This window comes from Sphingobacterium sp. E70 (genome assembly GCF_019285695.1).
In the GTDB taxonomy this organism is placed as follows: Bacteria; Bacteroidota; Bacteroidia; order Sphingobacteriales; family Sphingobacteriaceae; genus Sphingobacterium; species Sphingobacterium detergens.
Genome location: NZ_CP079104.1, coordinates 45,649 through 70,203, shown reverse-complemented (window position 1 = coordinate 70,203; position 24,555 = coordinate 45,649). Strand labels below are relative to the sequence as shown.

The 24,555-nt window shown below is 39.0% G+C and carries 36 protein-coding genes and 4 pseudogenes; 19 read left to right on the top strand and 21 right to left on the bottom strand.

Annotated elements, in window-relative coordinates; all coding sequences use genetic code 11:
• The first annotated feature begins 141 nt into the window (after positions 1 to 141).
• The gene (locus KUH03_RS00525) at positions 142 to 543 is read left to right on the top strand and encodes a hypothetical protein (RefSeq protein WP_257091074.1); all 402 of its coding nucleotides are present in this window, start codon (positions 142 to 144) and stop codon (positions 541 to 543) included.
• Between the two features lie 73 nt (positions 544 to 616).
• Here KUH03_RS00525 and KUH03_RS00520 read toward each other — a convergent pair whose 3' ends face one another.
• From KUH03_RS00520 to KUH03_RS00505, 5 genes are all read right to left on the bottom strand, one after another.
• Complete coding sequence (locus tag KUH03_RS00520; RefSeq protein WP_257091073.1) at positions 617 to 871, bottom strand: hypothetical protein; 255 nt, start codon at positions 869 to 871, stop codon at positions 617 to 619.
• The gene (locus KUH03_RS00515; RefSeq protein WP_257091072.1) at positions 868 to 1,206 is read right to left on the bottom strand and encodes a hypothetical protein; all 339 of its coding nucleotides are present in this window, start codon (positions 1,204 to 1,206) and stop codon (positions 868 to 870) included. The genes KUH03_RS00520 and KUH03_RS00515 overlap by 4 nt, the downstream gene beginning before the upstream one ends.
• Before the next feature lie 242 nt (positions 1,207 to 1,448).
• Positions 1,449 to 3,038, bottom strand: a complete 1,590-nt coding sequence (locus tag KUH03_RS00510; RefSeq protein WP_257091071.1) for a long-chain fatty acid--CoA ligase — start codon at positions 3,036 to 3,038, stop codon at positions 1,449 to 1,451.
• 305 nt (positions 3,039 to 3,343) lie between these two features.
• Positions 3,344 to 3,787, bottom strand: coding sequence for a proline dehydrogenase family protein (locus KUH03_RS45090; protein WP_306429415.1), 444 nt, complete (start codon positions 3,785 to 3,787; stop codon positions 3,344 to 3,346).
• Positions 3,744 to 4,547 (bottom strand): proline dehydrogenase family protein, encoded by an 804-nt coding sequence (locus KUH03_RS00505; protein WP_306429414.1) that lies wholly within the window; start codon positions 4,545 to 4,547, stop codon positions 3,744 to 3,746. Before KUH03_RS00505 ends, KUH03_RS45090 begins: the two co-directional genes overlap by 44 nt.
• Positions 4,548 to 4,707: 160 nt before the next feature.
• On the opposite strand from KUH03_RS00505, the gene KUH03_RS00500 reads away from it, so the two are divergent.
• From KUH03_RS00500 to KUH03_RS00490, 5 genes and pseudogenes are all read left to right on the top strand, one after another.
• The gene (locus KUH03_RS00500) at positions 4,708 to 4,848 is read left to right on the top strand and encodes an RNA-binding S4 domain-containing protein (RefSeq protein ID WP_257091070.1); all 141 of its coding nucleotides are present in this window, start codon (positions 4,708 to 4,710) and stop codon (positions 4,846 to 4,848) included.
• Positions 4,849 to 4,898: 50 nt separating this feature from the next.
• The gene (locus KUH03_RS45085; protein WP_306429413.1) at positions 4,899 to 5,114 is read left to right on the top strand and encodes a hypothetical protein; all 216 of its coding nucleotides are present in this window, start codon (positions 4,899 to 4,901) and stop codon (positions 5,112 to 5,114) included.
• A gap of 26 nt (positions 5,115 to 5,140) precedes the next feature.
• Positions 5,141 to 5,637: pseudogene (locus KUH03_RS45075) on the top strand (3-dehydroquinate synthase family protein).
• 43 nt (positions 5,638 to 5,680) lie between these two features.
• Positions 5,681 to 5,962, top strand: coding sequence for a hypothetical protein (locus tag KUH03_RS45070; protein WP_306429410.1), 282 nt, complete (start codon positions 5,681 to 5,683; stop codon positions 5,960 to 5,962).
• A 209-nt stretch (positions 5,963 to 6,171) separates the two neighbouring features.
• Entirely contained in the window at positions 6,172 to 6,753 is a 582-nt protein-coding gene (locus KUH03_RS00490; RefSeq protein ID WP_257091069.1) for a ThuA domain-containing protein, read from the top strand.
• A gap of 231 nt (positions 6,754 to 6,984) precedes the next feature.
• Here the strand turns inward: KUH03_RS00490 and KUH03_RS00485 are convergent, their stop codons facing one another.
• The 5 genes from KUH03_RS00485 to KUH03_RS00465 all read right to left on the bottom strand — a co-directional run bounded on the left by KUH03_RS00485 (position 6,985) and on the right by KUH03_RS00465 (position 10,041).
• Positions 6,985 to 7,338 (bottom strand): TonB-dependent receptor, encoded by a 354-nt coding sequence (locus KUH03_RS00485; RefSeq protein ID WP_257091068.1) that lies wholly within the window; start codon positions 7,336 to 7,338, stop codon positions 6,985 to 6,987.
• Complete coding sequence (locus KUH03_RS00480) at positions 7,308 to 8,192, bottom strand: TonB-dependent receptor plug domain-containing protein (RefSeq protein WP_373564604.1); 885 nt, start codon at positions 8,190 to 8,192, stop codon at positions 7,308 to 7,310. Before KUH03_RS00480 ends, KUH03_RS00485 begins: the two co-directional genes overlap by 31 nt.
• A gap of 295 nt (positions 8,193 to 8,487) precedes the next feature.
• Positions 8,488 to 8,865, bottom strand: a complete 378-nt coding sequence (locus tag KUH03_RS00475; protein WP_257091067.1) for a TonB-dependent receptor — start codon at positions 8,863 to 8,865, stop codon at positions 8,488 to 8,490.
• 229 nt (positions 8,866 to 9,094) lie between these two features.
• The gene (locus KUH03_RS00470) at positions 9,095 to 9,508 is read right to left on the bottom strand and encodes a hypothetical protein (protein ID WP_257091066.1); all 414 of its coding nucleotides are present in this window, start codon (positions 9,506 to 9,508) and stop codon (positions 9,095 to 9,097) included.
• Positions 9,448 to 10,041 carry a zinc dependent phospholipase C family protein gene (locus tag KUH03_RS00465; protein WP_257091065.1) on the bottom strand — a complete coding sequence of 198 codons (594 nt, stop codon included), beginning with the start codon at positions 10,039 to 10,041 and terminating at the stop codon, positions 9,448 to 9,450. Before KUH03_RS00465 ends, KUH03_RS00470 begins: the two co-directional genes overlap by 61 nt.
• A gap of 174 nt (positions 10,042 to 10,215) precedes the next feature.
• On the opposite strand from KUH03_RS00465, the gene KUH03_RS00460 reads away from it, so the two are divergent.
• From KUH03_RS00460 to KUH03_RS00445, 4 genes and pseudogenes are all read left to right on the top strand, one after another.
• Positions 10,216 to 10,986 carry a glycosyltransferase family protein gene (locus tag KUH03_RS00460; RefSeq protein WP_257091064.1) on the top strand — a complete coding sequence of 257 codons (771 nt, stop codon included), beginning with the start codon at positions 10,216 to 10,218 and terminating at the stop codon, positions 10,984 to 10,986.
• Positions 10,983 to 11,072, top strand: coding sequence for a hypothetical protein (locus KUH03_RS47875; protein WP_373564603.1), 90 nt, complete (start codon positions 10,983 to 10,985; stop codon positions 11,070 to 11,072). Before KUH03_RS00460 ends, KUH03_RS47875 begins: the two co-directional genes overlap by 4 nt.
• Before the next feature lie 438 nt (positions 11,073 to 11,510).
• Positions 11,511 to 11,935: pseudogene (locus tag KUH03_RS45060) on the top strand (FKBP-type peptidyl-prolyl cis-trans isomerase).
• A gap of 117 nt (positions 11,936 to 12,052) precedes the next feature.
• Positions 12,053 to 12,826 (top strand): aldo/keto reductase, encoded by a 774-nt coding sequence (locus KUH03_RS00445; RefSeq protein WP_257097947.1) that lies wholly within the window; start codon positions 12,053 to 12,055, stop codon positions 12,824 to 12,826.
• A 4-nt stretch (positions 12,827 to 12,830) separates the two neighbouring features.
• Here the strand turns inward: KUH03_RS00445 and KUH03_RS45055 are convergent, their stop codons facing one another.
• The 5 genes and pseudogenes from KUH03_RS45055 to mazG form a co-directional block, all read right to left on the bottom strand.
• Positions 12,831 to 13,016: a hypothetical protein gene (locus KUH03_RS45055; RefSeq protein WP_306429409.1), complete on the bottom strand. Its 186-nt coding sequence runs from the start codon at positions 13,014 to 13,016 to the stop codon at positions 12,831 to 12,833.
• Between the two features lie 71 nt (positions 13,017 to 13,087).
• Positions 13,088 to 13,573: a 3-deoxy-manno-octulosonate cytidylyltransferase gene (gene kdsB, locus KUH03_RS00440; protein ID WP_306429408.1), complete on the bottom strand. Its 486-nt coding sequence runs from the start codon at positions 13,571 to 13,573 to the stop codon at positions 13,088 to 13,090.
• 79 nt (positions 13,574 to 13,652) lie between these two features.
• A complete protein-coding gene (locus tag KUH03_RS00435; RefSeq protein WP_257091063.1) occupies positions 13,653 to 14,270 on the bottom strand; it encodes a deoxynucleoside kinase in 618 nt (205 codons plus the stop codon).
• Between the two features lie 15 nt (positions 14,271 to 14,285).
• Positions 14,286 to 15,283: pseudogene (trpS, locus tag KUH03_RS00430) on the bottom strand (tryptophan--tRNA ligase).
• An 85-nt stretch (positions 15,284 to 15,368) separates the two neighbouring features.
• Positions 15,369 to 16,172, bottom strand: coding sequence for a nucleoside triphosphate pyrophosphohydrolase (gene mazG, locus KUH03_RS00425; protein WP_257091062.1), 804 nt, complete (start codon positions 16,170 to 16,172; stop codon positions 15,369 to 15,371).
• Between the two features lie 136 nt (positions 16,173 to 16,308).
• On the opposite strand from mazG, the gene KUH03_RS00420 reads away from it, so the two are divergent.
• From KUH03_RS00420 to KUH03_RS00405, 4 genes are all read left to right on the top strand, one after another.
• A complete protein-coding gene (locus tag KUH03_RS00420) occupies positions 16,309 to 16,608 on the top strand; it encodes a hypothetical protein (RefSeq protein ID WP_120257318.1) in 300 nt (99 codons plus the stop codon).
• A gap of 42 nt (positions 16,609 to 16,650) precedes the next feature.
• A complete protein-coding gene (locus KUH03_RS00415; RefSeq protein ID WP_257091061.1) occupies positions 16,651 to 17,121 on the top strand; it encodes a hypothetical protein in 471 nt (156 codons plus the stop codon).
• 170 nt (positions 17,122 to 17,291) lie between these two features.
• A complete protein-coding gene (locus KUH03_RS00410) occupies positions 17,292 to 17,717 on the top strand; it encodes a hypothetical protein (protein ID WP_257091060.1) in 426 nt (141 codons plus the stop codon).
• The gene (locus tag KUH03_RS00405) at positions 17,690 to 17,935 is read left to right on the top strand and encodes a hypothetical protein (protein ID WP_257091059.1); all 246 of its coding nucleotides are present in this window, start codon (positions 17,690 to 17,692) and stop codon (positions 17,933 to 17,935) included. The genes KUH03_RS00410 and KUH03_RS00405 overlap by 28 nt, the downstream gene beginning before the upstream one ends.
• Positions 17,936 to 18,164: 229 nt before the next feature.
• Here KUH03_RS00405 and KUH03_RS00400 read toward each other — a convergent pair whose 3' ends face one another.
• The 6 genes and pseudogenes from KUH03_RS00400 to KUH03_RS00375 form a co-directional block, all read right to left on the bottom strand.
• Positions 18,165 to 18,593 carry a sulfatase/phosphatase domain-containing protein gene (locus KUH03_RS00400; RefSeq protein ID WP_257091058.1) on the bottom strand — a complete coding sequence of 143 codons (429 nt, stop codon included), beginning with the start codon at positions 18,591 to 18,593 and terminating at the stop codon, positions 18,165 to 18,167.
• Positions 18,590 to 18,871, bottom strand: coding sequence for a sulfatase-like hydrolase/transferase (locus tag KUH03_RS00395; protein ID WP_257091057.1), 282 nt, complete (start codon positions 18,869 to 18,871; stop codon positions 18,590 to 18,592). The genes KUH03_RS00400 and KUH03_RS00395 overlap by 4 nt, the downstream gene beginning before the upstream one ends.
• Positions 18,868 to 19,694: pseudogene (locus KUH03_RS00390) on the bottom strand (sulfatase-like hydrolase/transferase). The gene KUH03_RS00395 and the pseudogene KUH03_RS00390 overlap by 4 nt, the downstream one beginning before the upstream one ends.
• Positions 19,695 to 19,867: 173 nt before the next feature.
• Positions 19,868 to 20,407 carry a YdeI family protein gene (locus KUH03_RS00385; protein ID WP_257091056.1) on the bottom strand — a complete coding sequence of 180 codons (540 nt, stop codon included), beginning with the start codon at positions 20,405 to 20,407 and terminating at the stop codon, positions 19,868 to 19,870.
• Positions 20,408 to 20,452: 45 nt separating this feature from the next.
• A complete protein-coding gene (locus KUH03_RS00380) occupies positions 20,453 to 20,941 on the bottom strand; it encodes an SRPBCC domain-containing protein (RefSeq protein ID WP_257091055.1) in 489 nt (162 codons plus the stop codon).
• 1 nt (position 20,942) lies between these two features.
• Positions 20,943 to 21,263, bottom strand: coding sequence for a helix-turn-helix transcriptional regulator (locus KUH03_RS00375; RefSeq protein ID WP_120257324.1), 321 nt, complete (start codon positions 21,261 to 21,263; stop codon positions 20,943 to 20,945).
• A gap of 695 nt (positions 21,264 to 21,958) precedes the next feature.
• On the opposite strand from KUH03_RS00375, the gene KUH03_RS00370 reads away from it, so the two are divergent.
• The 5 genes from KUH03_RS00370 (at position 21,959) to KUH03_RS00350 (ending at position 24,182) form a co-directional block, all read left to right on the top strand.
• A complete protein-coding gene (locus KUH03_RS00370) occupies positions 21,959 to 22,156 on the top strand; it encodes a hypothetical protein (RefSeq protein ID WP_257091054.1) in 198 nt (65 codons plus the stop codon).
• A 198-nt stretch (positions 22,157 to 22,354) separates the two neighbouring features.
• Positions 22,355 to 22,609, top strand: a complete 255-nt coding sequence (locus KUH03_RS00365; protein WP_257091053.1) for a hypothetical protein — start codon at positions 22,355 to 22,357, stop codon at positions 22,607 to 22,609.
• Positions 22,588 to 23,253 (top strand): hypothetical protein, encoded by a 666-nt coding sequence (locus KUH03_RS00360; protein WP_257091052.1) that lies wholly within the window; start codon positions 22,588 to 22,590, stop codon positions 23,251 to 23,253. Before KUH03_RS00365 ends, KUH03_RS00360 begins: the two co-directional genes overlap by 22 nt.
• Before the next feature lie 271 nt (positions 23,254 to 23,524).
• Positions 23,525 to 23,926 (top strand): hypothetical protein, encoded by a 402-nt coding sequence (locus tag KUH03_RS00355; protein ID WP_257091051.1) that lies wholly within the window; start codon positions 23,525 to 23,527, stop codon positions 23,924 to 23,926.
• A complete protein-coding gene (locus tag KUH03_RS00350) occupies positions 23,916 to 24,182 on the top strand; it encodes a hypothetical protein (protein WP_257091050.1) in 267 nt (88 codons plus the stop codon). Before KUH03_RS00355 ends, KUH03_RS00350 begins: the two co-directional genes overlap by 11 nt.
• The last annotated feature ends 373 nt before the right edge of the window (positions 24,183 to 24,555 follow it).

The following is a 24,555-nucleotide window of genomic DNA, read 5'->3' as shown; positions in this document are numbered from 1 at the left end:
ACGGTGAAAAAAATAGGCGGTATTGTACTTGATTTATAAATTTAAATTGTCTGGTTATGAGAAAGATAATATACTTCGCACTAGCAATAGGAGGACTTGCATTAATAACTCCAAAGGAATCGTCAGCTCAGCGTCGTGGAAATGACCGCGAATGGAAGCATGAGAAAGAGCATCGGAAATACGAGGAAAAAAGGGACAAGGAAGAACGGAAATACTGGGAAAAAAAGAGATAAAGAAGATCGGAAATATCATAAAAAAGTAGCCAAGTATTATCGTAAGGAATATAGGCATGGTCCGCCAGCTTGGGCGAGAGCACATCGATATGATAATAGACATCACGTTTATTTTAGAGACTATAAAACATTTTATGATCCTTATCGCAATGGATATGTTTATATGAGAAACGGACGTTGGAGTTTTTCGGCTAATGTACCTTCTTTCATGTTAAACGTTAACTTAGGGGCAGCCAACATACGTGTGGTGAAGGATGTGCCGATCAGTAGACATCCAGAAGATTTTTACAACGACTATCGTTGGGATTAGAAATATAATTTATCTTGTTGTTTAAACTTAAAAAGCCTCATTCTTTACAGAAATGAGGCTTTTGTTTGTGTTGTTAATCTTCTTCGAAGCTGACTTTATCTACTTCCAAAGATTTTATACGTGCTAAAGATTCTATTCGGATATCGGATAATTCCCGTAATCTTTTACCACCTTCCTGAAAGGATTTTTCGATAATAAAGCCCATACCCAATAATGCGGCACCAGACTGTTGGATGAGATCTAGCATACCAAACGCTGCATTTCCATTGGCAAGAAAGTCATCGATAAAGAGCACTTTGTCATCTGCGGAGAGAAACTCCTTACTCACACAGATATCGTAGGTTCGATTTTTGGTAAAAGAATGTACTTCACTAACATACATGTCCCCATAGTCTTAGGTTTTGCCTTTTTAACAAAAAAAAAAAAAAAAAAAACAACAGGCAGTTCTAATAGGTAGCCCAGCATAATCGCCGGTGCAATGCCACTTGCTTCAATTGTTATGATCTTGTTGATGGGTAGATCTGCGAAACGACGTACAAATTCTACTGCAATAGACTTCATCAATACAGGATCCATCTGATGGTTGATAAAGTTATCTACTTTGAGTATGCCTCCAGCGAGGCTTTTGCCGTCATTAAGGATTCTATCCTTTAATAATTTCATGTGATACTTTTTATAAATAAGTGCGAAGATATATAAAAATAGGAGTGACTTTGGTTAATCGATCTCCATTTGATATAGATTATTAAATTCTTCCTGATGATGTTCGAGAATAACTTTACGCTTCATTTTCAATGTCGGTGTTAGTTCTCCGTTTTCAATCGTGAATTCATCCCTTAAAATAATAGGCTTTTTGATTTGCTCCCAGTTGCCAAAGTGCTGATTGGCGTGGCGTACTTCCTGATTTACCTTTTGATAATTGCAGGATTAGTCAAGAAGTCCTCTTTGGTCATATCTGCAAGTTCTGGAGCATCGTTTTTAGCCCAATCCAATAGGTGGGAATAATTGGGTACAATAAATGCAGAAGCAAATTTCATCCCATCACCAATCACCATAGCTTGTTCAATAAATTTAGATTCGACAAGTTTGGTCTCTATAGGTTGCGGGATAACGTACTTGCCACCTGAAATCTTGAACATTTCTTTCTTGCGATCTATAATTTTTAGGAATTTCTCATCTTCCCATTTGCCAATGTCGCCTGTATGCAACCAACCATCAATAATCGTTTTGTCTGTCTCGGCTTTATTTTTGTAATAGCCCATCATCACATTAGGCCCTTTGACCAAAATTTCACCATCCTCAGCTAGTTTGATTTCTACGAACCGAACGGGGAGCCCAACAGTACCTATACGTATTCCTTTAATGTAATGGTTAACCGAGATCAAAGGTGATGCCTCAGTCATACCATATCCTTCATATAATGGAATTCCAGCAGCCAAAAAAGCTCGCGTTAGTCTGTTATGCAGCGAGGCCGAACCAGAAGCAACAGTTAACAGCTCACCACCCAAGGCTTCGTACCATTTATTGAGTACAAGCTGTTTGGCAAGTTTAAGCTTCATATTATAAGTGAAACTTCTCTTGATAGGATTAGGATCATATTCTTCAGCGATATTAACGGCCCAATCAAATACTTTTCTTTTGAATCCGGTAAGCTCATGACCTGTTTTCATGATTTTCTCATAGACCTTCTCGAGGATACGGGGAACCACAGTCATGATATGTGGTTTTACCTCTTTTAGGTTATCGCCAATTTTATCAAAAGACTCTGCAATATGTATGGTAAAGCCCAGATACATGTAGGTATAGAGTACCATTCGCTCATAGGCATGACAAGGAGGGAGAAAAGTTAGTCCTCGATCATAAGCCTTGCAGGGTGTGATTTCTGCTGCTCCAAGCACATTGGAAAAAATATTATTATGGGAAAGCATAACACCTTTCGGCTTACCAGTTGTGCCAGAAGTATAAATTAATGTAGCCAGATCTTCAGGTTTGATCTGATCACGTAACTGAATCAGTTTATCTTCTGGACAGTTGACCCCTAGATCATTGAGCTCATTCCAGCTTCGGGTAGATTCCTGTTCCGAAATGCAGAAGATATATTTTAATGTATAGATGGACTCCGTTAGGTTCATCAAGCGGTCATATAGACTCTTATTACTGACGATACAGACCCTGATTTCAGCATCGTTAAAAATATATTGGTAATCGGCGTCGGTAATATTGGGATAAATGGCTACCACCACTGCGCCAATTTGTTGAATAGCAAAATCTATCATGTGCCATTCCATACTACTGCCTGCAATAAGACCAACCTTTTCGTTGGGCTTGACACCGAGTTCAATCAGTCCTTTGGACAGATTGTCCACATTTTTAAGAAAATCAGCCGTTTTGATATAGTTCCACTTGCCATCCAGTTTGTGAGCAAACATGTTAAGATCGGGATATTTGCTGACCTGATGACGTGCAAGATCAAATAATCTAAGTTTTTCTTCCATTTCAAATATATATACTTATTGTTCCTGGGGAACATCATTTCCCTATGAACTTTATTTTAAGGAAAAGTTTGCAAACATAAATAATTGTTTCAATAATTTGGAATCAATTTGTAATTAGCTTATTCCAATGTCGAGAAGCTGAAATAGGAACTCTGTTTTTATGAAACATTATCGCTATTTATAATAAATGAGGAAAGTAGAGCGGGAGAAGGTAGTCACGAGATAATCGCTGCTCTCATTGGAGACGAAGATGGGGTATTGAATCGTAGAGATCGAATGGGTGGATACACGCTGAAAAAAAAAAGCTAGTCGTTATCGACGACTAGCTTTTCTTCTTTGTTTTCCTTGATCAATAGCCCAAGCTCCCGACCAGTGGCTCCGGCAACGGAGGTGTTTTCTTGTGCTCTTCTGAATAGGTAAGGCATCACAGCTTTAACCGGTCCATAAGGCATATATTTAGCAACATTATAGCCGTGGGCAGCCAAATTAAAGCTCAAATTGTCTGACATTCCCAATAGTTGAGCAAAGTAGATCCGATCTGTCGATCTGTCGATACCACGTTTGTCTATTTCCTCGGCCAATAACATACTGCTGTCTTCATTGTGTGTACCTGCCATCAGTCCGAAATTGTCCAAGTGGTCCAATATAAACTCAATAGCTTCGTTGTAATCTGTATCAGATGCAGCTTTATTCGGTTGGATAGGGTCAGCATAGCCCATTTGTGTAGCACGTGCACGTTCGATTTCCATATAGGCACCTCGTACAATTTTTTGCTCCCATGTGAAAGCCTCTGACCTTGGCATATTCAAAATCAGCTTTTAAAGAAGCTAATTTATCACTGCGGTAAAGCTGATAGGTGTTATAAACAATAGGTTTTTCCATATTGTATTTTTCCATCATTTCGCGCGCGATGTCATCAATAGCATCCTGGATCCAGGAATGTTCAGCGTCAACCAATACCTTTACGCCGGCTTCATGACAAGCTTTACAGATACGGTCTGTGCGATCCAACATGCGTTGGTATTCTGCTTGCTCTGATTCTGTTAATGTTTCTTTGGCATTAACCTTCTCGAACAATTCAAAACGACCTAATCCCGTTGGTTTAAAAACTGAAAAAGGGATATACTTGTTTTTGCTGGCAGCGGATACCGTACGTAGTACTTCTTCGCAACAGGCATCAAAAGCACTTTCGGTCTCTTCGCCTTCAACCGAATAGTCTAATATGGTTCCAACGCCATTTTCACCCAATTCATTGATGGCGGTTTCGCAGCCTTCAATGGTTTCTCCTCCACAAAAATGCTTGAAGATTGTACTACGGATTATACCCTGGATCGGCAATCCAATGTTCAGCGCAAAGTTGGTCATTGATGGACCTACTTTTGTTAAAAAGTTATTCGCTATTATTTTGAATAACCAATACGCTCTTTCTAAATCCTTATCACTTTTACTTTTAAAAGCGATCTCTGTATTATCAAAGGACAATGTTCTGGGCTCAGAATTCTCAATCATAATCTTTATTTGCAATAAGGCAAATGTAGTAATTTAGTAAGCATTAAAACGATGATTATTCTTGTATTCCTCGGTTAAACCACTATTTTTGTGAAATGCAAGAATTTAAAATCGAAGGGAATATATACAGCTTATTCAGTTACTTAAAGCTTTAAATTGGGTGGAGCATGGTGCTATGGCTCAATGGGTTGTCGCTGAAGGGTACGTGAAGTATAATGGTCAGGTTGATTATCGGAAAAGACTGAAATTGAAGCCTGGTGATGTTGTTGAATTTGATGGGATGGAAGTAAAATTGGTGTAATATTAAACAATATTGGTAAATAGAAAACTTAAACCTTAAAGAATCGTAGAATGGAAGTCATAGAAAGTTTGGGCTATCAAGTATATTTTGATGATACGTTGGCCTCTTTGGAGACGTTTTTAGCGGAACGGAATTATTCAAAAATTATAGTTTTGGTAGACACCAATACCTTAGACAATTGTTTACCATTGTTTCAACAAGCTTTACCTAATTTATCCAACTATGACGTCATAGAGGTAGATCCGGGGAAGAGAATAAAAATATAGATTTCTGCATCGGAGTGTGGCAGAATATGCTTGATTTTGGAGCTGACCGACACTCGTTGCTGATCAATCTTGGCGGTGGTGTTGTCACTGATATGGGTGGTTTTGCGGCATCCACGTTTAAGCGGGGATGGACTTTATTCAGATTCCGACAACTTTACTTTCGCAAGTAGATGCTTCTGTCGGTGGAAAGACTGGAATAGATATGGGAAGCGTGAAAAATATAATCGGAACGTTTACACAACCGCAGGCTGTATTTATCTCAAGCCAATTTTTAAAAACATTGGATAGAAGGCAGTTGATCTCCGGATTTGCTGAAGTCATTAAACACGGACTGATCTTTGATCATGCGTATTACGAACGTATTAAATTACTGGATATAACACAGGTAGATAATGAACTGGTTAAACATTCTGTTTCCATAAAGAATCAAGTAGTCCTAGAAGATCCCAAAGAAAAAGGACTTCGTAAAATCCTAAATTTTGGACATACCATAGGTCATGCTATTGAGGATATTCGCTGTTGAACGATCGCAATCCTTTATTACATGGGAAGCAATTGCTGTTGGAATGATCTGTGAAGGGTACCTTTCTCATAAACTGAATGGACTTTCTTTGGATGAATTAAATGATCTCATTGCTACTTTCAGAAGATACTTTGAAGATTATACGTTCAGTTCGGCTATCGATACAACGCTATTGGATCTGATGCGAAATGATAAGAAAAATCTATCTAATCAGATCGGCTTTGCACTCCTTGATAAAATAGGTAGCTGTCAGTATGATATTTTCGTTTCTGAGGATGATATTATTGAAAGTCTTGATTTTTACCGTGAGCTAACCGCCGGTTAGAATTTTGGAAAAAGCTGTGTACGGGGAGAGTATACAGCTTTTTCTATTATGATCTAAGGTTTAAATGAACTGCCGAAAATTATGACCTTAGCTCATAAAAAAACCTAAACTAAGTTTTAATAATAACCAACTATATCATGAATAAATTCTTCATTTTTCTGTTTTTTCTTTTTTGCGGTGACCATGACCGCCATTGCACAAAAAAAAGAGTGCTGATTTTTAGTAAAACCCAAGGGTTTAGGCACAGTAGTATCGAAAAAGGTGCTCAGGTGCTGAAACAATTGTTGGACAAGGAAAAGATCACCTCTGATCATTCCGAAGATGCAGGGCTGTTTACGGACCAAGGTTTGAAAAAGTATGATGCGATTATCTTTTTAAGTACTACAGGTAATATTTTGGATGAGACACAACAAGATGCGTTTGTCCGTTATATTCAATCGGGCAAAGGTTTTGTGGGGATCCATGCAGCAACGGATACTGAATTTGACTGGCCATGGTATAATGGTTTGGTTGGGGCTTATTTTGCATCACATCCTGCTGTACAGAATGCTAAAATAGATGTTGTTGATAGAAAACATATCGCTACCAAACATCTTGATCCCGTATGGTGGCATAAGGATGAATGGTACAATTTTAAAGATGTTAAAGAAGGTCTACATGTATTGATGAATTTGGATGAGAAGAGTTATAATGGCGGAAAAATGGGGATCAACATCCGATTTCCTGGAGCCAAAATTATGATGGAGGAAAGGTTTTTATACAGGACTGGGGCATACAGAAGAGTCTTATGATGAACCTGCATTCCAAAAACACTTGATTGGCGGGATTTTATCAGTACTTCCGAAAAAATAATGTCATTAGCCCAAAGTTAGGATAATCATCCAAAAGTCTGCGTGCTTTAATGCTAAAGATCCAATAAACGTCTAATACCCCATATTGATCATCATTTATGGGGTATTTTAGCTATAAGAGACAGTATGTATTTTTATTCAGAAGTATCTCTTTGCGACGATTTTAAGTTTTTAGTAACTGAATTTATATCTTGCACCTAGACTAAACCACCTTCCTGGCATTGGTACAGCTGCCGCTTCAATATAGCTCTTGTCAAAAATGTTCTGAATATCAGCAAAAATATTGAGGTTGATAAGCTGATAGGAAGCTCTTACATCTGCAATAAAATAATTTTTGTAACTGATACGTTCGTTGAAACGATTAGCTGTTGTCAGCATCCAATTTTTATGATTCACCGTAAAATTGAGAATAACCTGATGTCTTAAATTTTCAATGGCATACTTAGAGCGGATGCCATCTTCAACTTTGATCGTTGGATTTAGATAGTTGTAACTTATTGTCGTGTAATATCGTGTGGTGGCCATTGGATCATTGAGCTGATAACGAAAAGATCCATTGACTCCATCAACAGTATTTTTCCAATATTGGAGGGTTTCCATGGAACCACGGTTCCCTCAACAGCGCCCTCGGTTTTTTGCCAGTCTATAAAATCATTTATATTTCGGTGAAAATAGCTCGCCTGAGCAACGATACGGTTGGACAGGTATTTGATACCACCCTCAATCTGATAGGCATTCTCTGATGTTAGCGCTGGATTTCCAATATTGGCCGTCTGATTGGTATAGAGGTCGGTAAATGATGGAATACGCTGGGCAGATCCTGCACTCAGTACAAATTTCCAGCGTTCGGTTATACTATAGCCCAGGTCGAGGCCAGGGAATACCTGCCAGCCAAATTTTGAGTTATAATTTACGTAGGCTCCCGCATTGACCATTAGTTTGGCAATCGCTTCAGTTTTGAATTCCAGATAACCACCATAGTTTTCACGGTTATGGGAGCCGATGGCAGTACTATTGATTCGCTCGAATCGGCTCTCTAGTCCCAAACCAAAAGTTCCGTAATGCTGTTCTAATGCGGCATTTACTTCGGCCCCAAAAACATTGCTATAATGTTTGGATCTACCTTTGCTGTTTTGCCTTCCCAAATACCAATATTCATCTTCATTATATCGGTTACTGAGTCGAGGGCTGATAGAAAAGTCCTTGCTCAATTGATGTTTCGACTGTAGGGATGCGAATGCTGTTTTAACATGTTCATAAGCTTCTTTGTCCGTCGGGGCAGCATAATATCCATTGGCCCCAAACTGATTGTCGATATAGCCAAAGTTTGCTTTTATCTGATTGGATTCATTGGGCTGATAAGTTCCGTCGTAATACAATTTGTTATTATTGGAGGCTGTATTATAACGCTGGCCGTTGGAATCTTCGTGACCAAAATATAAGCCGTGACTGGTGCGTCCGCTGTTGAACTGCGCGCCTAATTGGGCTCCCTTGCCGTAATATCTACCAGAGCTTGCTTGTTCATTGTCTTTAAATGACGATCCACCATAGACCTGTGCACTGATCTGATTGGATTCGATTTTTTTGTAACAATATTGATCGCACCTGTTAGCGCATTGATACCGAAGATACGGGAGGCTGGGCCTCTGATAATTTCGATACGCTCAATAGATTCTACAGGTACGGGAGGTTCATATTGTGGTGTGCAGTCTGTGGATCTGTAATTTTAACACCATTTAATAGGATAGCAGTTTGTTCAAATGAGCCACCATCTATACTTACATCAGCCTGTGAACCAAAAGGTCCTCTTTGACGTACATCTACACCGGGTATATTTGTTAGTAGTTCGTTTATCGAACGATTGGGTAGCCGTTGGATGTCTTCTTGTGTCAGTATCTGTACGTTTTTGTTTTGCTTTGAGAAGGGGATCTGGAGTCTGTTCTGATTAATAATGACTTCATTCAATGCTGTCGTATCCCTCATTTGCGCATGGGTAGCACCTACAGTCAAGACGATGGCGAGCTTTGTTAACGCTATTTTTTTATTCAACATGATTTCTTTTAATTATCCTATTTAATCATAAACCGGTAGTCCGTAAAGGGATTCGATATATCCTTGTTACCTGTTTTTGATTTACGCCATTATAGTATTTTGTCTTGTTTGTAAAATCACTAGAGGGCAATTCATAGGTTTTATGCCGCAAAACTAGTTCAGTTGATTAAGAAAGTAAATAGTCCGGTACTAATATTGTGTGTAGTCCGGTCGGTTATCTGCGGTCTATTTACATCCATTCCTCGCGGCCGATAGGCTTTTTACCGTTTGTAGTAATGCTATCCTGCTTATTTTCAATTTTGATGGTGCTAGAAAGATCGGGTTGACCAGACTCAAGCCAGGCTGAGTACCAGTAGGAGGCTACGCGAAGAACTGTTTTACGCATTCTCCGTTCTACCATCCCGTTCAATGCATGATGATAGGCTTTAGCATAACTATCGGAATAAGTCCATAACAATTGATTGTTCCGTTCGATAAATGAGTTCTTTTGAGACGCTTTAAACCCTTTGTTGAGAAGCGATTCAATACGGAGTACAGAATCGACGAGTTGATTGCTTTCGCGAACAATATCCCATGCTTCGTTTAAAGGATCTGCGATATAAATGGCTTTTCCAACAAGTAGGTTATACTTGCCGGCGAACATTTCGGGTAGACGGCTCTCCCAAAAGCATGAATGCCGATCTGCCCAGTTAATTGGCCATTATAATTTTTGGTCGTATGTAAGGGGACATGGGCATCGGCGATATAATGACCTAAATCTGCTGAATGTTTGACGATTTTATCATAATCCTTGGATTGAAAGGCTTTAACAAGCTTTAGATAGGTAAAGTTAATTTGCCAAGGAATAATTCCGTTTTTAAGTAGTTGTCGTTCCTGGAATTTATCCTTTGCTTGTGACCAATGTATGGGTATTGAGTCGATCTGCCTATCTTCTCGGTAATCTTCAATATCAATAAAGTGCCGTGGCCCCTCAGTACTGTCAATAAAACAACGCTTATCTGGATCTACGGCTTTTTCCGTAATAAGGTCGATATTGGTCTTGTAAAATTTGGCCAATTTTGCAGGGAGTGCAAAGACTGCGTAATGGTTGATTTTTTTATGTGCAAAAAATCCCCATGAGTTAAATGTAAACAGTGCAACAATGGAAAGTATCCAAAGGAGAGGAGACTTTGTCATAGTAAATTGGTTATTAAATAATTGTTAATACTAAATATACGTAAAATAGAAGAAAAACCGTGTTAACGCTATAGATTCATTGTATTAATTTATCTTTTCTTAATATAACTAAACAATAAAATAATATTGATAGTCGTTAAAATTCATTAATTTGCCGACACAAATACAGTCGTTATGAAGATATTGTACGCCGTACAAGGGACTGGCAATGGACATCTGAGTCGTGCCATGGACATTGTTCCCTGTTTGAAAGCTTTGGGAGAAGTGGATGTTTTGGTCAGTGGAATTCAGGCAGATCTCTCCCTACCTTTTGAAGTAAAGTATCGTTTTCATGGTTTAAGCTTTATTTTCGGAAAATCGGGAGGCGTAGACTTATGGAAAACATTTATGAGTTCAACCATTCGTAAATTTACCAACGAGATCAAAAGTCTGCCAATCGAAGGATACGATTTGGTTATCAATGATTTTGAGCCGATTTCAGCATGGGCCTGTCACTCCAAGGACCTGGAATGCATTGGACTAAGTCATCAGATCGGGGCTTTGGATCCCGCAAGTCCTAAACCGGAAGAAAGTGATATGTTGGGCAAGTTTATTATGAAAAATTATGCACCTGCAACACATTCATATGGCTTCCATTTTAAAAGATACGCCAAGAATATTTTTCCTCCAGTTATCCGTAATGCTGTCCGTGATCTTACTGTTACTGACCAAGGGCATTACACCGTTTATTTGCCCGCTTATGATGATGCGCATCTGTTGAAACACTTAATGAAGTTTCCGGACGTGAAATGGGATGTATTCAGCAAGCACAATTCCCGGCCTTTTGAGATGAAAAATGTGACCATAAAACCGATCAATAACCAAGCTTTTATTGAAAGTATGGCTTCTTCCGCCGGAGTTTTATGCGGTGCGGGTTTTGAAACCCCGCAGAAGCGTTATATTTGAAAAAGAAACTATTGGTTGTCCCGATGAAAAATCAGTATGAACAGCATCTAAATGCGGCATCACTCGAAGAAATGGGGTGCCAGTGATATCCAGTTTAAAACAGAAAAATATGCTAGCCATTGAGGCTTGGCTCAACAGTAAATCAAGGGTTGAAGTTGATTACCCTAATATAACACAGGAAATTATTGAAGAAATTGTGCAAAAGCACCGTTAAATAAAACATGAAGTACATCGCATTAGCCCTATTGTCTCTGACTACCGTAACTGGATTTGCTCAGCAGAAAAAAAAGACCAGTTCGGTCAAGAAAAAACAGTGACAACAAAAACAAACGCAGCAAATTTGTTGGTAACCAAAGCGGATTCTGTATCCTATGCATTCGGTATGGATATTGAAAGTCATTAAAATCTACTGAAGTAGAATATTTAAAAGCTGATGTTATTGCAAAAGCGATTGCTGCCACCTTGAAAAATGAGAAAACCTTATTGGAAGATGGACAAACAAGAGAAGTCATCCAAAAGCCATTATGGATATACGCGCTGAAAAAGAAGCCGTAAGTCGTGCCCAAGAAGATAAATTCTTCGCTGAAAATGCGAAAATAGCGGGAATGAAAACAACGGCTGAGGGTATTCAATATCTTATTTTGACCCAGACAGAAGGAGCGAAGCCTACTGTGAATGATGAGGTTACTGTGCATTATAAAGGAACATTATTAAACGGTAAACAATTTGATAGCTCGTATGATCGCAATGAGCCATTAAAACTGTCATTGGGACAAGTGATTAAAGGTTGGCAAATTGGTATTCCATTGATGTCCAAAGGGGCTAAGTATAAATTTTTATACCAAGCAGACTGGCCTATGGTGAAAGAGCTACAGGCGAGATTCCAGCCAATAGTACGTTAGTATTTGAGGTGGAATTGATTGATTTCAATACAAATGGAACAACGTAGATTAGGCGAAAGTGGTCTAATGGTTTCGGAAATTGGTTTGGGTTGTATGTCGTTAAAAAGCAATCAACCCAAACAATCCAAAGATATAATCCAAAAGGCTTTCGATAAGGGAATCACATTTTTGATACCGCTGATCTCTATGACAAAGGTCAAAATGAGACCGTTGTTGGTGAGAGCGTACAGGCTTTTCGCAAGCAAATTGTTTTGGCTAGTAAAGTCGGTAATCTCTGGCGGGCTGACGGTTCAGGCTGGGACTGGAAAGCGTCGAAAGATTATATCATCAGGACTATTGAAGGATCGTTATCACGATTGAAAACAGATTATATTGATCTTTATCAATTGCATGGTGGTACAATTGATGATCCAATTGACGAAATCATTGAAGCTTTTGAATTGCTGAAGAAACAAGGAAAGATCCGTGCCTACGGGCTATCGTCTATTCGTCCGAATGTCATTAAGGCATTTCTATCAAAATCTTCTATTGCGTCAGTGATGATGCAATATAGTGTTTTGGATAGGAGACCAGAGGAGGAGATCGATGCATTATTGGCTAACAATGGTGCCAGTATGCTGGCACGAGGAGCATTAGCAAAAGGACTTTTGGTGAATAAGCCTGTGGAACCTTATCTTCAATATAGTTCTGGAGAGGTCGCGCATATACTTCGCAATCTGGATAATAGGGCAAAAAAATCAGGAGAAGGTAGGGCGACTGAAGCGCTATCCTATGTGCTATCCAATCCCGCAGTAGCAACAGCTGTAGTAGGTGTGAGCACTAAATTGCAGTTGGATGAATTGCTATCGACAACACAACGGATTAAGCAATTGGATAAATTAGACAAGAAGAAATTACTGGACGGTGTCCGGTCTTTATATTACACCGAACACCGGTAAGTGTCTATTTATTAAAAAATAGTTTTAAAATTTTATTGAGATCTTCTTTCGTATCGACTGCTACAGTTTCATGTGTGGTAACTGCCGTTTGGATTGCGTACCCATTTTCTATCCAACGTAATTGTTCGAGCGCTTCAGCTTCCTCAAGTATAGATACGGGCAATTGCGTCAAAGCTCTTAAAGTATCCACTTGATAGGCATAAATGCCAATATGCTTGTAGAAAGTCTGTTTCTTAAGCCATTGTTCCTGATCAACTCCTCTTAAAAAGGAATCGTTTGCCTGCTGAAATAAATTGCTTCCCCAAATGTGTTTCGGACAACTTTTGGAATATTCTGATTGAATAATTCCTCTGGAGTCCCGATTTCTTTTACTAAGGTTGCAATTTTTGTTTGCGGATTTTCAAAACAAGTTGCCAAAAGATCTATTTGATCAGGATTGATAAAAGGTTCATCGCCCTGGATATTGATCACAACATCATATGCTCGATCATTGGCAATGACTTCAGCACAACGGTCTGTACCGGACTGATGTGTGTCGGACGTCATGGCTACATTGCCGCCAAAGGAGAGCACTTCTGTTGCTATACGTTGGTCATCGGTCGCGACAATTACTTCGGTCAATTTTTTTGATTTCTTTACCTGCTCATATACCCGTCGGATCATGGTCTGGCCTTCAATATCAACCAAAGGTTTGCCCGGAAATCTGCTTGAAGCATATCGAGCAGGAATAATGCCTAAAAATTTCATGATACTTTGTGAATTTCTATTTAATAAAAAGCCTGTAAAATTATCAATTTACAGGCTTTTATCTATCTGTTATATATTGTTATTCAAATAATCCGAATAATTCGGCTTCTATCTTTTGTATGATTCCACCAAGATCCTCTGGATTAGTTGTGAAATCAAGATTATCTTTATCTAAGATCATTACTTTACCCTCCTTGTAATTGTTGATCCATTTGTCATATTTATCATTCAATTTGGACAAATAATCTAATCGGATGGCCGATTCATAATCACGGCCTCTTTTTTGGATATTATTAACCAAAGTGGGGACAGAAGCTTTTAAGTAGATCAATAGATCCGGAGGTTTAATGTAGTGAATAATACTTTGGAATATGTTGCTATAGTTTTCAAAGTCACGGGCACTCATTAAGCCCATATCATATAAGTTTTCGGCAAAGATATAGGCATCTTCATAGATTGTACGATCCTGAATCATATTAATCTCCGTCTCCTGAAGCTTTACGATATGCCTAAAACGGCTATTTAAGAAGAAGATCTGAAGGTTGAAGGCCCAACGTTTCATGTCTGAATAAAAATCTTCTAGATAGGGATTATTGTCCACGGCCTCAAATTGAGGTTCAAATTTGAAATGACTCGCCAATAATTCCGTTAGCGTCGTTTTTCCAGCACCTATATTTCCTACGATAGCAATATGCATATTCTCTTTCCTTGTTTAATAAAATCTCTTGATACCAATAATCTCACGAACTTCTTTCAGTGTCTTGCGTGCAGACTCACTGGCTTTCTCGGCTCCCAATTTTGCAACTTTCGCAATATAATCATCATCGTTCGATATATCTTCAATACGAAGACGTACATCATTTGTAGCCAATACCATATCTTCTGCCAACTGCTTTTTGAAATCTCCATAACGGATTTCACATTTATTGTAAAGCTCGTCAAAGTGTTGCAATGTATCGGCTGTTGAAACCACTTTCATTAGATCGAATAGATTCTGGATCGCTTCGGGTTTGGGTTGGTTCATTTCAGTTGGACCTGAATCAGAAACCGCACGCATGACTTTTTTACGGATAGCATCAGCAGAATCCGAAAGATAAATGCAATCAGCCTCACCATTGGATTTACCCATTTTACCTTGACCTGCTAACCCTGGTATTTTAACCAATTTGTCCGAGTAGGAGAAAGCAAATGCTTCTTTAAAATAATCTACATTATATAAACGATTAAAGCGATTACCAAATGTCCGTGTCATTTCCAGATGTTGTTCCTGGTCTTTTCCAACAGGTACTTTGGTTCCGTGGTGGATCAGAATGTCGCAAGCCATTAACACAGGGTAGGTTAGCAAGCCAGCGTTGACATTGTCGGGGTTGCTGCGTACTTTATCTTTAAATGCTGTCGCTCGCTCAAGTTCGCCTAAGTAAGCGTTCATGTTCATATACAAGTAAAGCTCAGCAACTTCGGGGACGTCAGACTGAACGTAAATAGTTGATTTTTCGGGGTCAATACCCGCAGCTAGATATTCAACGATAACTTGACGTACAGTGCCCTGAAGACCATGTGGTGTAGGGTGTGTCGTCAAAGAATGCAGATCCGCAATAAAAAAAAGCAATTATATTCATTTTGCATTTTCACAAAATTGCTCAATGCGCCATAGTAATTCCCTAAATGTAATTTTCCGGTACTTCTGATACCACTAACAACTGTTTCCATATTCCTGCGAATTTACGGATAAATTTGACAAAGTAGAATTAAATTCCTTGACTCCGGTGCCTTTTAATGGATTGTTGTTATTTTTTTATTTTTTTGCTTCATTCCAATAAACATCCATTTCTTCAAGGCTCATATCCTGCAATTGTTGCTTGTTTTCCGTAGCCTTTTGCTCCAAATAGGTGAACCTGGTGATGAATTTCTTGTTGGTGCGTTCCAGGGCATTTTCTGGATTGATACCAATATGCCTTGCATAATTTATGAGCGAAAATAATAGGTCGCCAAATTCAGCCTCTGCTTTTTCACGGTCGATGGCTTCGGTGGTTTCGATATTGAATTCTGTTTTAAATTCGGCAAGTTCTTCTTCGACTTTTTCCCATACTTGTCTTTTGTCTTCCCAGTCAAAACCAACACCTCTGACTTTATCTTGGATACGGTAGGCTTTGACCAGAGCCGGTAGTCCTTTTGGAACACCTGCAAGGACGGATTTATTGCCCTCCTGAAGCTTGATGGCTTCCCAGTTGGATTTCACTTGATCTTCCGTGCTTGCACTCGCATCAGCATAGATATGGGGATGGCGGGTAATTAGCTTGTCACAGATTGCATTCAGGACATCAACGATATTAAAATGCCCTTCTTCTTCCGCGATACGGGCATAGAATAAGAGGTGCATCAGAACGTCACCAAGCTCCTTTTTTATTTCGGGATAATCCTGTTCCAGGATAGCGTCTGTCAGCTCGTATAACTCTTCCATCGTCAGGTGACGCAAAGATTCCATGGTTTGTTTCTTGTCCCAGGGGCATTCAAGCCTTAAGGTGTACAAGACATCGAGTAGACGTTGGAATGCTAGTTGAGGGGTATGCTGATAAGCCGGAGCTGCGAGATTTGCCATATGATATTGAGTTTTCGTCTTACAAAAATAGAAATATGATTTTGAATAAACTATTTGAAATTGAGGAAAACAAAAGGGGTAAATGGTCGTTTTATAATAAAAAAGATTATTTAGATCAACTTAAGAAGAATTAGTTATGGAAAGAATGCATGGGTACTCGTCAGCTAGTGTGGCATTGGAGAAGTTAAGCGGCTTGGGATATAAAATAGATTACAACATCGAATTTGATGATTTATTGGCCCATGCAGACCAGTTTAAGATTGATTACCTGTTTCGTTATGAGGGAGCGTCAGATCCCGATGATGAGTCTACTGTATATGGAATAAGCCGAAATTCAGGAGAAAAAGGTGTTTTTGTAGCGGGCAATTTATCACTGATTGAAGGAAAAAAGCGGGATATTCTACTGCAGCTTGAACTAAAAGAAAGAGAACATTAGTAATAAAGCTATCCTAATAGTAGCTTTTAATATAATTAAGGTATGGAAGGAAATAGTTTTACTGAATCTGAAAGACTCAAAGAACTTAAGATATGGGCTTTGCGTCGCGATGGTAAACCTTTGGATGGAGGCTATACCGATCTAAATGGGGATCGTCTGTTGCAGGTATACCGCAATGAAGCGCTCAACTTAATGAAAGCAGGGTTTTATAATAAAGGTACAGGGCTTTTTGAGGCTTACGTCGAGCGACATTATCCGCAGGAACTGGAAAAGCTCATTGGTAAACTGGAAAGGAGTTACGATAGCCTTGAACGATTTAGCCCGGGGCTGGTTGAAGAAGGGTTTTATAATCTCATTTTAGGAGATCTCCCACTATATATGAAAGGAACAATAGTAGTACTACTCCGTGCGAAGGAATCAGAGTTTCCTTCTATTTACAACAATGATCAAGACGCGGATATGCGTAGTTCCCAAATTGGTTGTTACAGCAGCCTTATAATGATGTTTGGGTAGATATGCATCAGACTGCGTTGAACAATATCCACTATCCGGATCGGATACTCTAGTTTGGCAAAATTTTTGTTATTAACAAACACGACAAGAGGATAATGATTTTCAGTATCCTCTTTTTTGACGCTAAATTTATTGTTGAATTATTAACCATTTTCTAAATTAGAATTAATATGATTTTATACATCGGTATTTTTGCTGTGATCGTAGTTGTCTGTGTTTTTATCTCTCTTATGATGATGAAAAAGCAAAAAGAGACAGCTCGGAAGTATGAAGGAGATGCAGGGATTGCTTTGGCTCCGGGTATCAAAGATGAACTGTTGCTTCAAGAGTTTCAAGAATTAACCAAACAAATGAATGGAGCTCCAATCGAGGCGTTCACACAATGTGCCTACATTGCTACAGTTGGTGATAAGGTGGCTTCGGCGGCAGCGACGGCAGCTAAAACTGTAGCTTGGGCCGCAGTAGGTGTAAAAGCGAGATATAGCGAACGTGACAACGCCTCCTATCTTGTGCTCAGCAACAATGAACTGCATTATGTCTTTTTGACGATGGTGAAGCCAAAGATCATTTGGTTTTTGACCATGAATCTCTATTGAATGCGCGCCCCGCTCAAATCAGTAATTCGGAAAAGGTCACCCGTATGGGATCCATTATGGGATTAAAGCCTAAAAAAATGCATCTTGATATCAATGGAAATGGCCTTGACATCATCTATTATGGTGCTGTGCAACGAATGCCTGATGGTATCATATCTCCCGGTTCTGGTATGTTTGAAACACAGTCGAAGCTTCAGCTGATGGGACGTTTTTTCTGAACAGGTTGTATCAAAAATACCCACAGCTTCAGGAGCAAAACTAGTTAGACTAACGGTGAGGATACTTCTTTATTGTACCTATAATATTAAAAAGTGCGGCGCCATCTATCTTTATGGCGCCGCACTTTTTAATCGGCTACTCCAATAGTCGATTCTTCAGGTAATCAATAAAAAATAATGAACGGTGTTGGTTCATGACCTTGTTATTTTTTGACTAAACTTTCATTGATCAACTGTTGCTGGAAAAAGGACGGTTTACATCACTGTCTCCAGCTTCGGCTTTAAGTTTAATGAGTTTCTTTTTTAATCGACTAATTTCTTTTGTGTATTGCTTGTCATTGATCGCATTATGCGTTTCCATAGGATCATTTTGAAGGTCGTAGAATTCCCAAGCTGGTGCTGTAGTTTTTTTATCACTGCCGGTCATTTCCAGTGGTTGGCCATAAAAATAGATGAGCTTGTAGCGTTCGTCACGTACACCAAGATGAGCCGGGCGGATAGGAGCATGTTGCCAATATCGGTAGTACATAGATTTACGCCAATTGTTTGGCGTGTCACCCGCCAGGTTTTTACGAAAACTCTCTCCCTGTATATACGCAGGTTTTTTTATGCCGGCATAGTCTGCAAAAAGCGCTGCAAAGTCAATATTAAGGATCATATCATTAATTTTACTACCTGCCTTAATTTCCTTGGGTAGCGGATAACAAATGGCATTCGTAGCGATTCTTCATACATCAGGCGTTTGTCCATAAAATTATGTTCCCCAAGAAAATAACCTTGATCGGACGCAAGGATAATCACCGTATTTTCGTCAATTTTAGCTGTTTTCAGATAGCGCATAATTTTTCCGAGATTATCATCGACACCTGCGACACAACGTAAATAATCCTTCATAAGTTTTTGATAGATTTTTTTGCGGGCGTCGAGGGCACTCATGCCTTTGGTGGAGAAGGGGAGATCGGGGTAGGAGGTCCAGAAGGGGCCTGTGGATGCTTGTTCGTAACGGTTGCCGAGCTCTTCGAGCGGCTGGCCTTCAAAAGATCGTCCGGTTGTCGTTGCACCAGAATCCAGAAAAGTTGCAGGATAGGGAATTCAATACCCTGATACAAGTCCTTGAATCTATCTGCGAAGTCAAAAGGCTCATGCGTTGCTTTGTAATGGCACATCAAAAAGAATGGCTTGTCAGGGCTGCGCTGGGACAACCAGTCTAGGCTCAGCTGTGTTGTAATATCATCTACATAACCTTTGTATGGCGTGCCAGCCTCTTCATTGTCATTCCAGTTGTCTTTGGAAAGATATGTTGGATTGTGGTAAACACCATGTCCCGGCAATACTTTAAAATCATCAAATCCTGAAGGTTTCTTTTTAAGATGCCATTTCCCGAAAACAGCCGTTTGATAGCCCGCATGCTGTAGGTCTTTGGCGATATTCGCTCTGTTTGGATCCAGTGCATCATCGAGCGTGTAAACTTGGTTTTTGTTACTATATTGCCCTGTAAGAATGGCTGCCCGGCTGGGGTGCAGATGGAATTTGTACAGAATGCGTTATTGAGTATCGCACCTTGTTTGGCAAGGCTATCAATGTTTGGATTCTTTACAATATCTTTTAAAATTCCGCCATAAACACCCCAAGCTTGCGCAGTGAAGTCGTCAGTCAGGATAAAGATAATGTTTGGGCGAGTTTTGTTGTCGATTTTCTGCTGGGCTTGTGTTATAAATGGTAGTAAGCCACAGATAAACAAAAATAGTTTTTTATTCATGTATATTCTCCTTGTGTGTGCTATGTAATTCCGCGTAGTGCATCAACAGAACAGATACTGGTTTAGGCTCTGTTTCATGTTGTATAACAAAGCTACCAAATTCCAGTCATATTCATGCTGTGACTGCCAAAAGTCCAGGTTGCGTCTGCATTGACTCCAGCTTTTCCATTCTCTTAGTCATCTATGCCTTTCCCATCCAGAATATGCTGATAATATTTTTCAATCCTTGCTTCACGTGTTTTTGCCTGTTTTGCCTGGTTGAAATAAAATAGATATCCTTTTTGACGACCGGGAGTTAGCGATAGAAATGCATGTTGCAATTCCTTATCCCCATTTAAGGCTTTCGTGAATTCTTCGGGAACGGGGTAGTCTTCCGTTTTTCGCATGTTGACTTTAGCACCGGACTTTTCAATTGCTACAGCCTCCTGGATATAATTTGCGATTGTCTCTCTGAGGTTTGCAATTTGTCCGATATGTGTAAATCTGAGCTGTCTGCCTGATTGGACGTTTTCAGTCTGTTGAATTAATAATTGCGCCGTATCCTTCAATAGGACGCCTTTGTGAAATAATAAGGCACAGTAATCTTTAAAACCGTGGATCAAGACAACATTTTTTCCTTCAAAGGTATAACATGGGTGCATCCATTTGTAATCCTCTACGAGCGATTGGTTTTCTAGGACAATTTCCGTAGTAAATTGAATTCTTCGTTCCATCTTTTGGTATTCTCGAAGAACTGTTCTGCTTTTAGGTTTATCATTCTATTTTGGTTTAGATAATGGAGGGTTAGATAAGTTTGGTTGCGATTTCCTGAAGCCTGTTATGTGCGATATTGATGCCTTGAGCAAAGGGCATTTGAAGAAGCTGATCGCGGAGCTCACAGATTGAAATACAATATGCATGAGAAGTTTGCTGCTATTGTCGGTTATTTTTTCGAAGCTCAGATATTCCAATTGCACTGGGAAGGGGCTGTCTTCCATTTCGAATGTTCGTGTGATTTTCTCATTGGGAATAAATTCGTGTATCGTTCCGTTCGCTTTAAATACAACACGATTGTCATGGGAGGTTTCGAAGGCATAAGAGCCATGCTTTCTATTTTCCCATTTTAAAACCTTGGTTCCCATCCATTGTTCAAAGATTTCAGGTTGTTCATATGCTTTGAATAAGAGGGTTAGTGGTAAGTCAAATTCTCTGGTGATCAAAATCTCCTGTTTACCCTCTTCGGCATGGATTTTTGTTTTCTTTTCCATCTTATTTGTCTTTATAGTTTTTCATAATTTCTTCCAATTTGTTAAATCGCACATCCCACATGTCGCGGAACGGTTCAATAAAATCAGCTATTTCTTTCAATTTTGATGGATTGAGCTGATAGTAAATTTCACGGCCATTTTGCTCGGATTTTAGTAGCTCACATTCGCTTAGAATCTGCAGGTGCTTAGAAACCGTTGGCCTTGCGGTATTAAAGTTTGCGGCAATAGCCCCTGCAGTCATCGCTTGTGAAGCCAGAAGAAGAAGTATAGCTCTTCTGGTTGGATCCGCAATAGCTTGAAAAACATCTCGTCTTAAATTCATTGTGAAGTTATTTGACTACAAATTTATATGTTGCCGTTTAACTACGCAAGTGTTTTTGTATTTTTCGAAATTCGCTGTACTTCAAGAAAAGATGATCTGGTTAAACTGACCAATGTCTAGTCTGTTTTTAAGATTAAAAAGAGACTAGCAGCTATAAATATCATATATGTGTATACAATTAATTTTTTACATAATGCCCATAGAATAGCTAATAAGAAGCGAGATTGATTTGAATTTATCTTGTTAACAACTGCTTTTTACATTAATGTACTTGTTTTTAGCTCTATACGTGTTATTTTGTCTAAAAGCTTGCTTGAGTTTTTTCTGTTTTTAAACAGAAAAAAATTTGAAATTAAAACTTTAATGAGTAATTATGTATATACAAATTAAAATTTGTTTTATGAAAACCAAGTTAAACCCAGCCAGAATTAAGCGCTGAAGTATCATTTCTTATATTAGAATGGGATTATTTCGCCGTTTGTTTTTTGATCGTGAATATATACAATCGTGTATAGTTTTGTCTACTCGTTTGACAATTAAAATGGGAGGGAAAGTAGGAAGGGAAGATAATGCTGCCGTATTTCTGTTGCATCAAGGTGCTGGAAATAGTTTTTCCACGATAGGGGAACTGAATGTATATACCAAAAACAGGAATAAATAAAAAGTTTAAATCAATTATAAATTATCAGATACAAATGAATGTAAAAATGTTAGTGCTAGTAGGTCTATGTACTTTTACCGTGAGTAAGAGCAGTTATGGACAGCATGTGAAAGCCGTGAAGAACTCAGGAAGAGTTGAAATTAAACCCAAAGCGGATGTTGTCAAAACAATGGCGGAGCAATTGGTTAAAAAGGCTTTACCGCAGGTGATGGCTATGGTGAAGTCTGGATAAGAGACCTGAATACTTTTGTCACCGTTGCCAGTACAGTTAATGATAAAGAGTTAATAAAAAGCATTTGCTTACTTTTTTCAGTTTCAACAGCCTGATGGTGGTATTCTGGATGGCTATGTACCCGTCAAGAAAGGCGCCGTTCCTTACAATTATTATCATTCCGCATTAGCGCCGGAGTATGCCGGACATAAGAATACGGTGGAGACTGATCAGGAAACTTCATTAATCCAAGCAGTGGCAAAATACGTCAGAAGTACAGGAGATAAAAGTATTTTGAATAATAAGATTGGTGGAGTTTCTGTACAGAAGGGGCTTGAGCGGGCAATGGATTTTCTATTGACCAAACGGTATAATGAAAAATATGGATTATTATGGGGAGCGACAACTGTCGATTGGGGTGATGTTCAGCCGGAACACGACTGGGGGTTGTTTTGGATGAAAATTCCCACCTGACACTTGACATCTATGATAATGCGATGTTTATCATTGCCATTAATGATTTTCTGGAGATTGCAGACCTGAGCAAGGCTGAACAGAAACATTGGAAGGATATTAAAGACAAGATTGCGAAGAATGTCCGTAAGCACCTTTGGGATAAAAAGAATGAGAAATTTATACCACATATTTATCTGAACGGTTCGCCTTTTCCAGATTCATTCAATGAGTCCGAAATTTACTATCACGGCGGAACAGCTGTGGCAATAGAAGCGGGATTGCTCAGTAAGGCTGAGGTAAAAGTGGCGTATAGAAAGATGCAGGAGAACGTCAAGAAAGCAAATGCGGCAACCATAGGATTGACAATTTATCCGGTATATCCACAGGGCTTCTTTAAAAACGGCGGTATGGGACCATATTCCTACCAGAATGGCGGTGACTGGACCTGGTTTGGTGGACGTATGATCTCACAATTGATCCGTTATGGTCTTATTGTTGAAGCTTGTGAGGCACTTGAACCAATGTTAGATCGTGTACTTAAAAATAAAGGTTTTTATGAGTGGTATACACCAGACAACAAACCACAGGGGTCAGCTAGTTTCAGGGGAGAAGCTGGTGTTTTGTGGACTGCGATTACAGATCTTGAGAAAAAAAAGAGTTAATAGTCTCGAAGCACTAAAGGAGCGACTACCCAAAAAAACAAATATTGGTATATATGACCAGATAAAATTTTGGAATCTCAGTTTAATGAATGGATAAGGTCCAAGTTCTTAATGAATTTGGACCTTATTCTATTTTACCCAAATGCAGATCGCGGAAAAGCGAATAGACGCGAAATTGTAGCGAATTTAAAATGGTTCTAGGCGAATTGGTTGGCTTATAAATTTGAAGGGAATAGTTTTAATTTAGTACTATAAATTATATGACAACTTTATGAATACACATTTGGCCTATATTAAAAAATTAACTATTCTAGGAACAAAAACTTTATTGAAGTGCTATTTGTTGGCTATTCTGTCAACAATATTGTACCTCATAGTCGGATACTTTCTGCTCAGGAGCAACGCAGATGGCGCCTTCTTTTCAATGACCGGGTCTATACAGACCGTTGGAAAGTTTCTGTGGTTGATTGGGTTGATCTTGTTGCCGATCTTGCTTTTCCTATTTAGCAATAAATATGTTTTCTCGACTGTTGCCAGTAAAGTTGTTGAAGAGCGGCAGGATGATTTAATTATTCCTGTTTTGGACAAGGTGTTACTTGTTTTCAATCCAACCAGCCTGATCTTATTCAGAATGCGGGGATTATACTTTTGCGAAACTCAAATTGATCAATGAAGTGAAAAACACAAAGATTGAAAATCCATGGATCAAGCGTATTGTGGTATTTGGCCTGAACAAAATAAGCTTCGACAGCTTAGATCTCGATAACAATAACAACTTCTACGATATTGTAAAGTCCAAATTCATCGATGTACTGGAAATGCTGACTGAGGCCAACAATAAGCCTTTTTGGATCTGTATCGCTATGCAGTGGTTGATTATTCTGTTTATTTGGTTTGCTGGTTCGGATGCTTCATTAATTGGTCAATAAATTGACCATAATGCCGATATGAGATGAGCCGTTTTCCTTCAGATAGATCAAAGTTGAAAGCAGCAGCCAATGGAATTAGTGAAAAGCCCAATAAGGAAATAGTGACCTGTAAACAAGTTTAAAAAACAGATATATGAATGAGACTATTATAGAATTTGACAGCAAAAAGTGCCTAAAATTAGTCGTGTTCGGTATGGTGCTTACTGTCGCGACGTTGACCTTTGCTTATTACATTTTCTTTGTAGCTCAAAGAATAAATATAACCTTTGGTACATTGATGTTTATGATGGGCTGCCTTGGTTGTTATGGTTTAATTTCCGGTACAAAGAGTATGTTTGATAAAGACCAAACAGGTCTTATTTTGAATGCAGAT

Excerpts from the sequence above, each read along its gene's own strand:
- KUH03_RS00475 (WP_257091067.1), bottom strand. The coding sequence starts at position 8,865 with ATGTTGAATAAAAAAATAGCGTTAACAAAGCTCGCCATCGTCTTGACT.
- KUH03_RS00410 (WP_257091060.1), top strand. The coding sequence starts at position 17,292 with ATGATTTTATACATCGGTATTTTTGCTGTGATCGTAGTTGTCTGTGTT.
- KUH03_RS00415 (WP_257091061.1), top strand. The coding sequence starts at position 16,651 with ATGGAAGGAAATAGTTTTACTGAATCTGAAAGACTCAAAGAACTTAAG.
- KUH03_RS00485 (WP_257091068.1), bottom strand. The coding sequence starts at position 7,338 with ATGGCCACCACACGATATTACACGACAATAAGTTACAACTATCTAAAT.
- KUH03_RS00525 (WP_257091074.1), top strand. The coding sequence starts at position 142 with ATGACCGCGAATGGAAGCATGAGAAAGAGCATCGGAAATACGAGGAAA.
- KUH03_RS45090 (WP_306429415.1), bottom strand. The coding sequence starts at position 3,787 with ATGGAAATCGAACGTGCACGTGCTACACAAATGGGCTATGCTGACCCT.
- KUH03_RS00460 (WP_257091064.1), top strand. The coding sequence starts at position 10,216 with ATGAAGATATTGTACGCCGTACAAGGGACTGGCAATGGACATCTGAGT.
- mazG (WP_257091062.1), bottom strand. The coding sequence starts at position 16,172 with ATGGCAAATCTCGCAGCTCCGGCTTATCAGCATACCCCTCAACTAGCA.
- KUH03_RS00380 (WP_257091055.1), bottom strand. The coding sequence starts at position 20,941 with ATGGAAAAGAAAACAAAAATCCATGCCGAAGAGGGTAAACAGGAGATT.
- KUH03_RS00375 (WP_120257324.1), bottom strand. The coding sequence starts at position 21,263 with ATGAATTTAAGACGAGATGTTTTTCAAGCTATTGCGGATCCAACCAGA.
- KUH03_RS00355 (WP_257091051.1), top strand. The coding sequence starts at position 23,525 with ATGAATACACATTTGGCCTATATTAAAAAATTAACTATTCTAGGAACA.
- KUH03_RS00395 (WP_257091057.1), bottom strand. The coding sequence starts at position 18,871 with ATGAGTGCCCTCGACGCCCGCAAAAAAATCTATCAAAAACTTATGAAG.
- KUH03_RS45085 (WP_306429413.1), top strand. The coding sequence starts at position 4,899 with ATGGAAGTCATAGAAAGTTTGGGCTATCAAGTATATTTTGATGATACG.
- KUH03_RS00470 (WP_257091066.1), bottom strand. The coding sequence starts at position 9,508 with ATGTTCGCCGGCAAGTATAACCTACTTGTTGGAAAAGCCATTTATATC.
- KUH03_RS00385 (WP_257091056.1), bottom strand. The coding sequence starts at position 20,407 with ATGGAACGAAGAATTCAATTTACTACGGAAATTGTCCTAGAAAACCAA.
- KUH03_RS00465 (WP_257091065.1), bottom strand. The coding sequence starts at position 10,041 with ATGACAAAGTCTCCTCTCCTTTGGATACTTTCCATTGTTGCACTGTTT.
- kdsB (WP_306429408.1), bottom strand. The coding sequence starts at position 13,573 with ATGAAATTTTTAGGCATTATTCCTGCTCGATATGCTTCAAGCAGATTT.
- KUH03_RS00505 (WP_306429414.1), bottom strand. The coding sequence starts at position 4,547 with ATGATTGAGAATTCTGAGCCCAGAACATTGTCCTTTGATAATACAGAG.
- KUH03_RS00510 (WP_257091071.1), bottom strand. The coding sequence starts at position 3,038 with ATGGAAGAAAAACTTAGATTATTTGATCTTGCACGTCATCAGGTCAGC.
- KUH03_RS45070 (WP_306429410.1), top strand. The coding sequence starts at position 5,681 with ATGATCTGTGAAGGGTACCTTTCTCATAAACTGAATGGACTTTCTTTG.
- KUH03_RS00515 (WP_257091072.1), bottom strand. The coding sequence starts at position 1,206 with ATGAAATTATTAAAGGATAGAATCCTTAATGACGGCAAAAGCCTCGCT.
- KUH03_RS00370 (WP_257091054.1), top strand. The coding sequence starts at position 21,959 with ATGAATGTAAAAATGTTAGTGCTAGTAGGTCTATGTACTTTTACCGTG.
- KUH03_RS00435 (WP_257091063.1), bottom strand. The coding sequence starts at position 14,270 with ATGCATATTGCTATCGTAGGAAATATAGGTGCTGGAAAAACGACGCTA.
- KUH03_RS00400 (WP_257091058.1), bottom strand. The coding sequence starts at position 18,593 with ATGATCCTTAATATTGACTTTGCAGCGCTTTTTGCAGACTATGCCGGC.
- KUH03_RS00420 (WP_120257318.1), top strand. The coding sequence starts at position 16,309 with ATGGAAAGAATGCATGGGTACTCGTCAGCTAGTGTGGCATTGGAGAAG.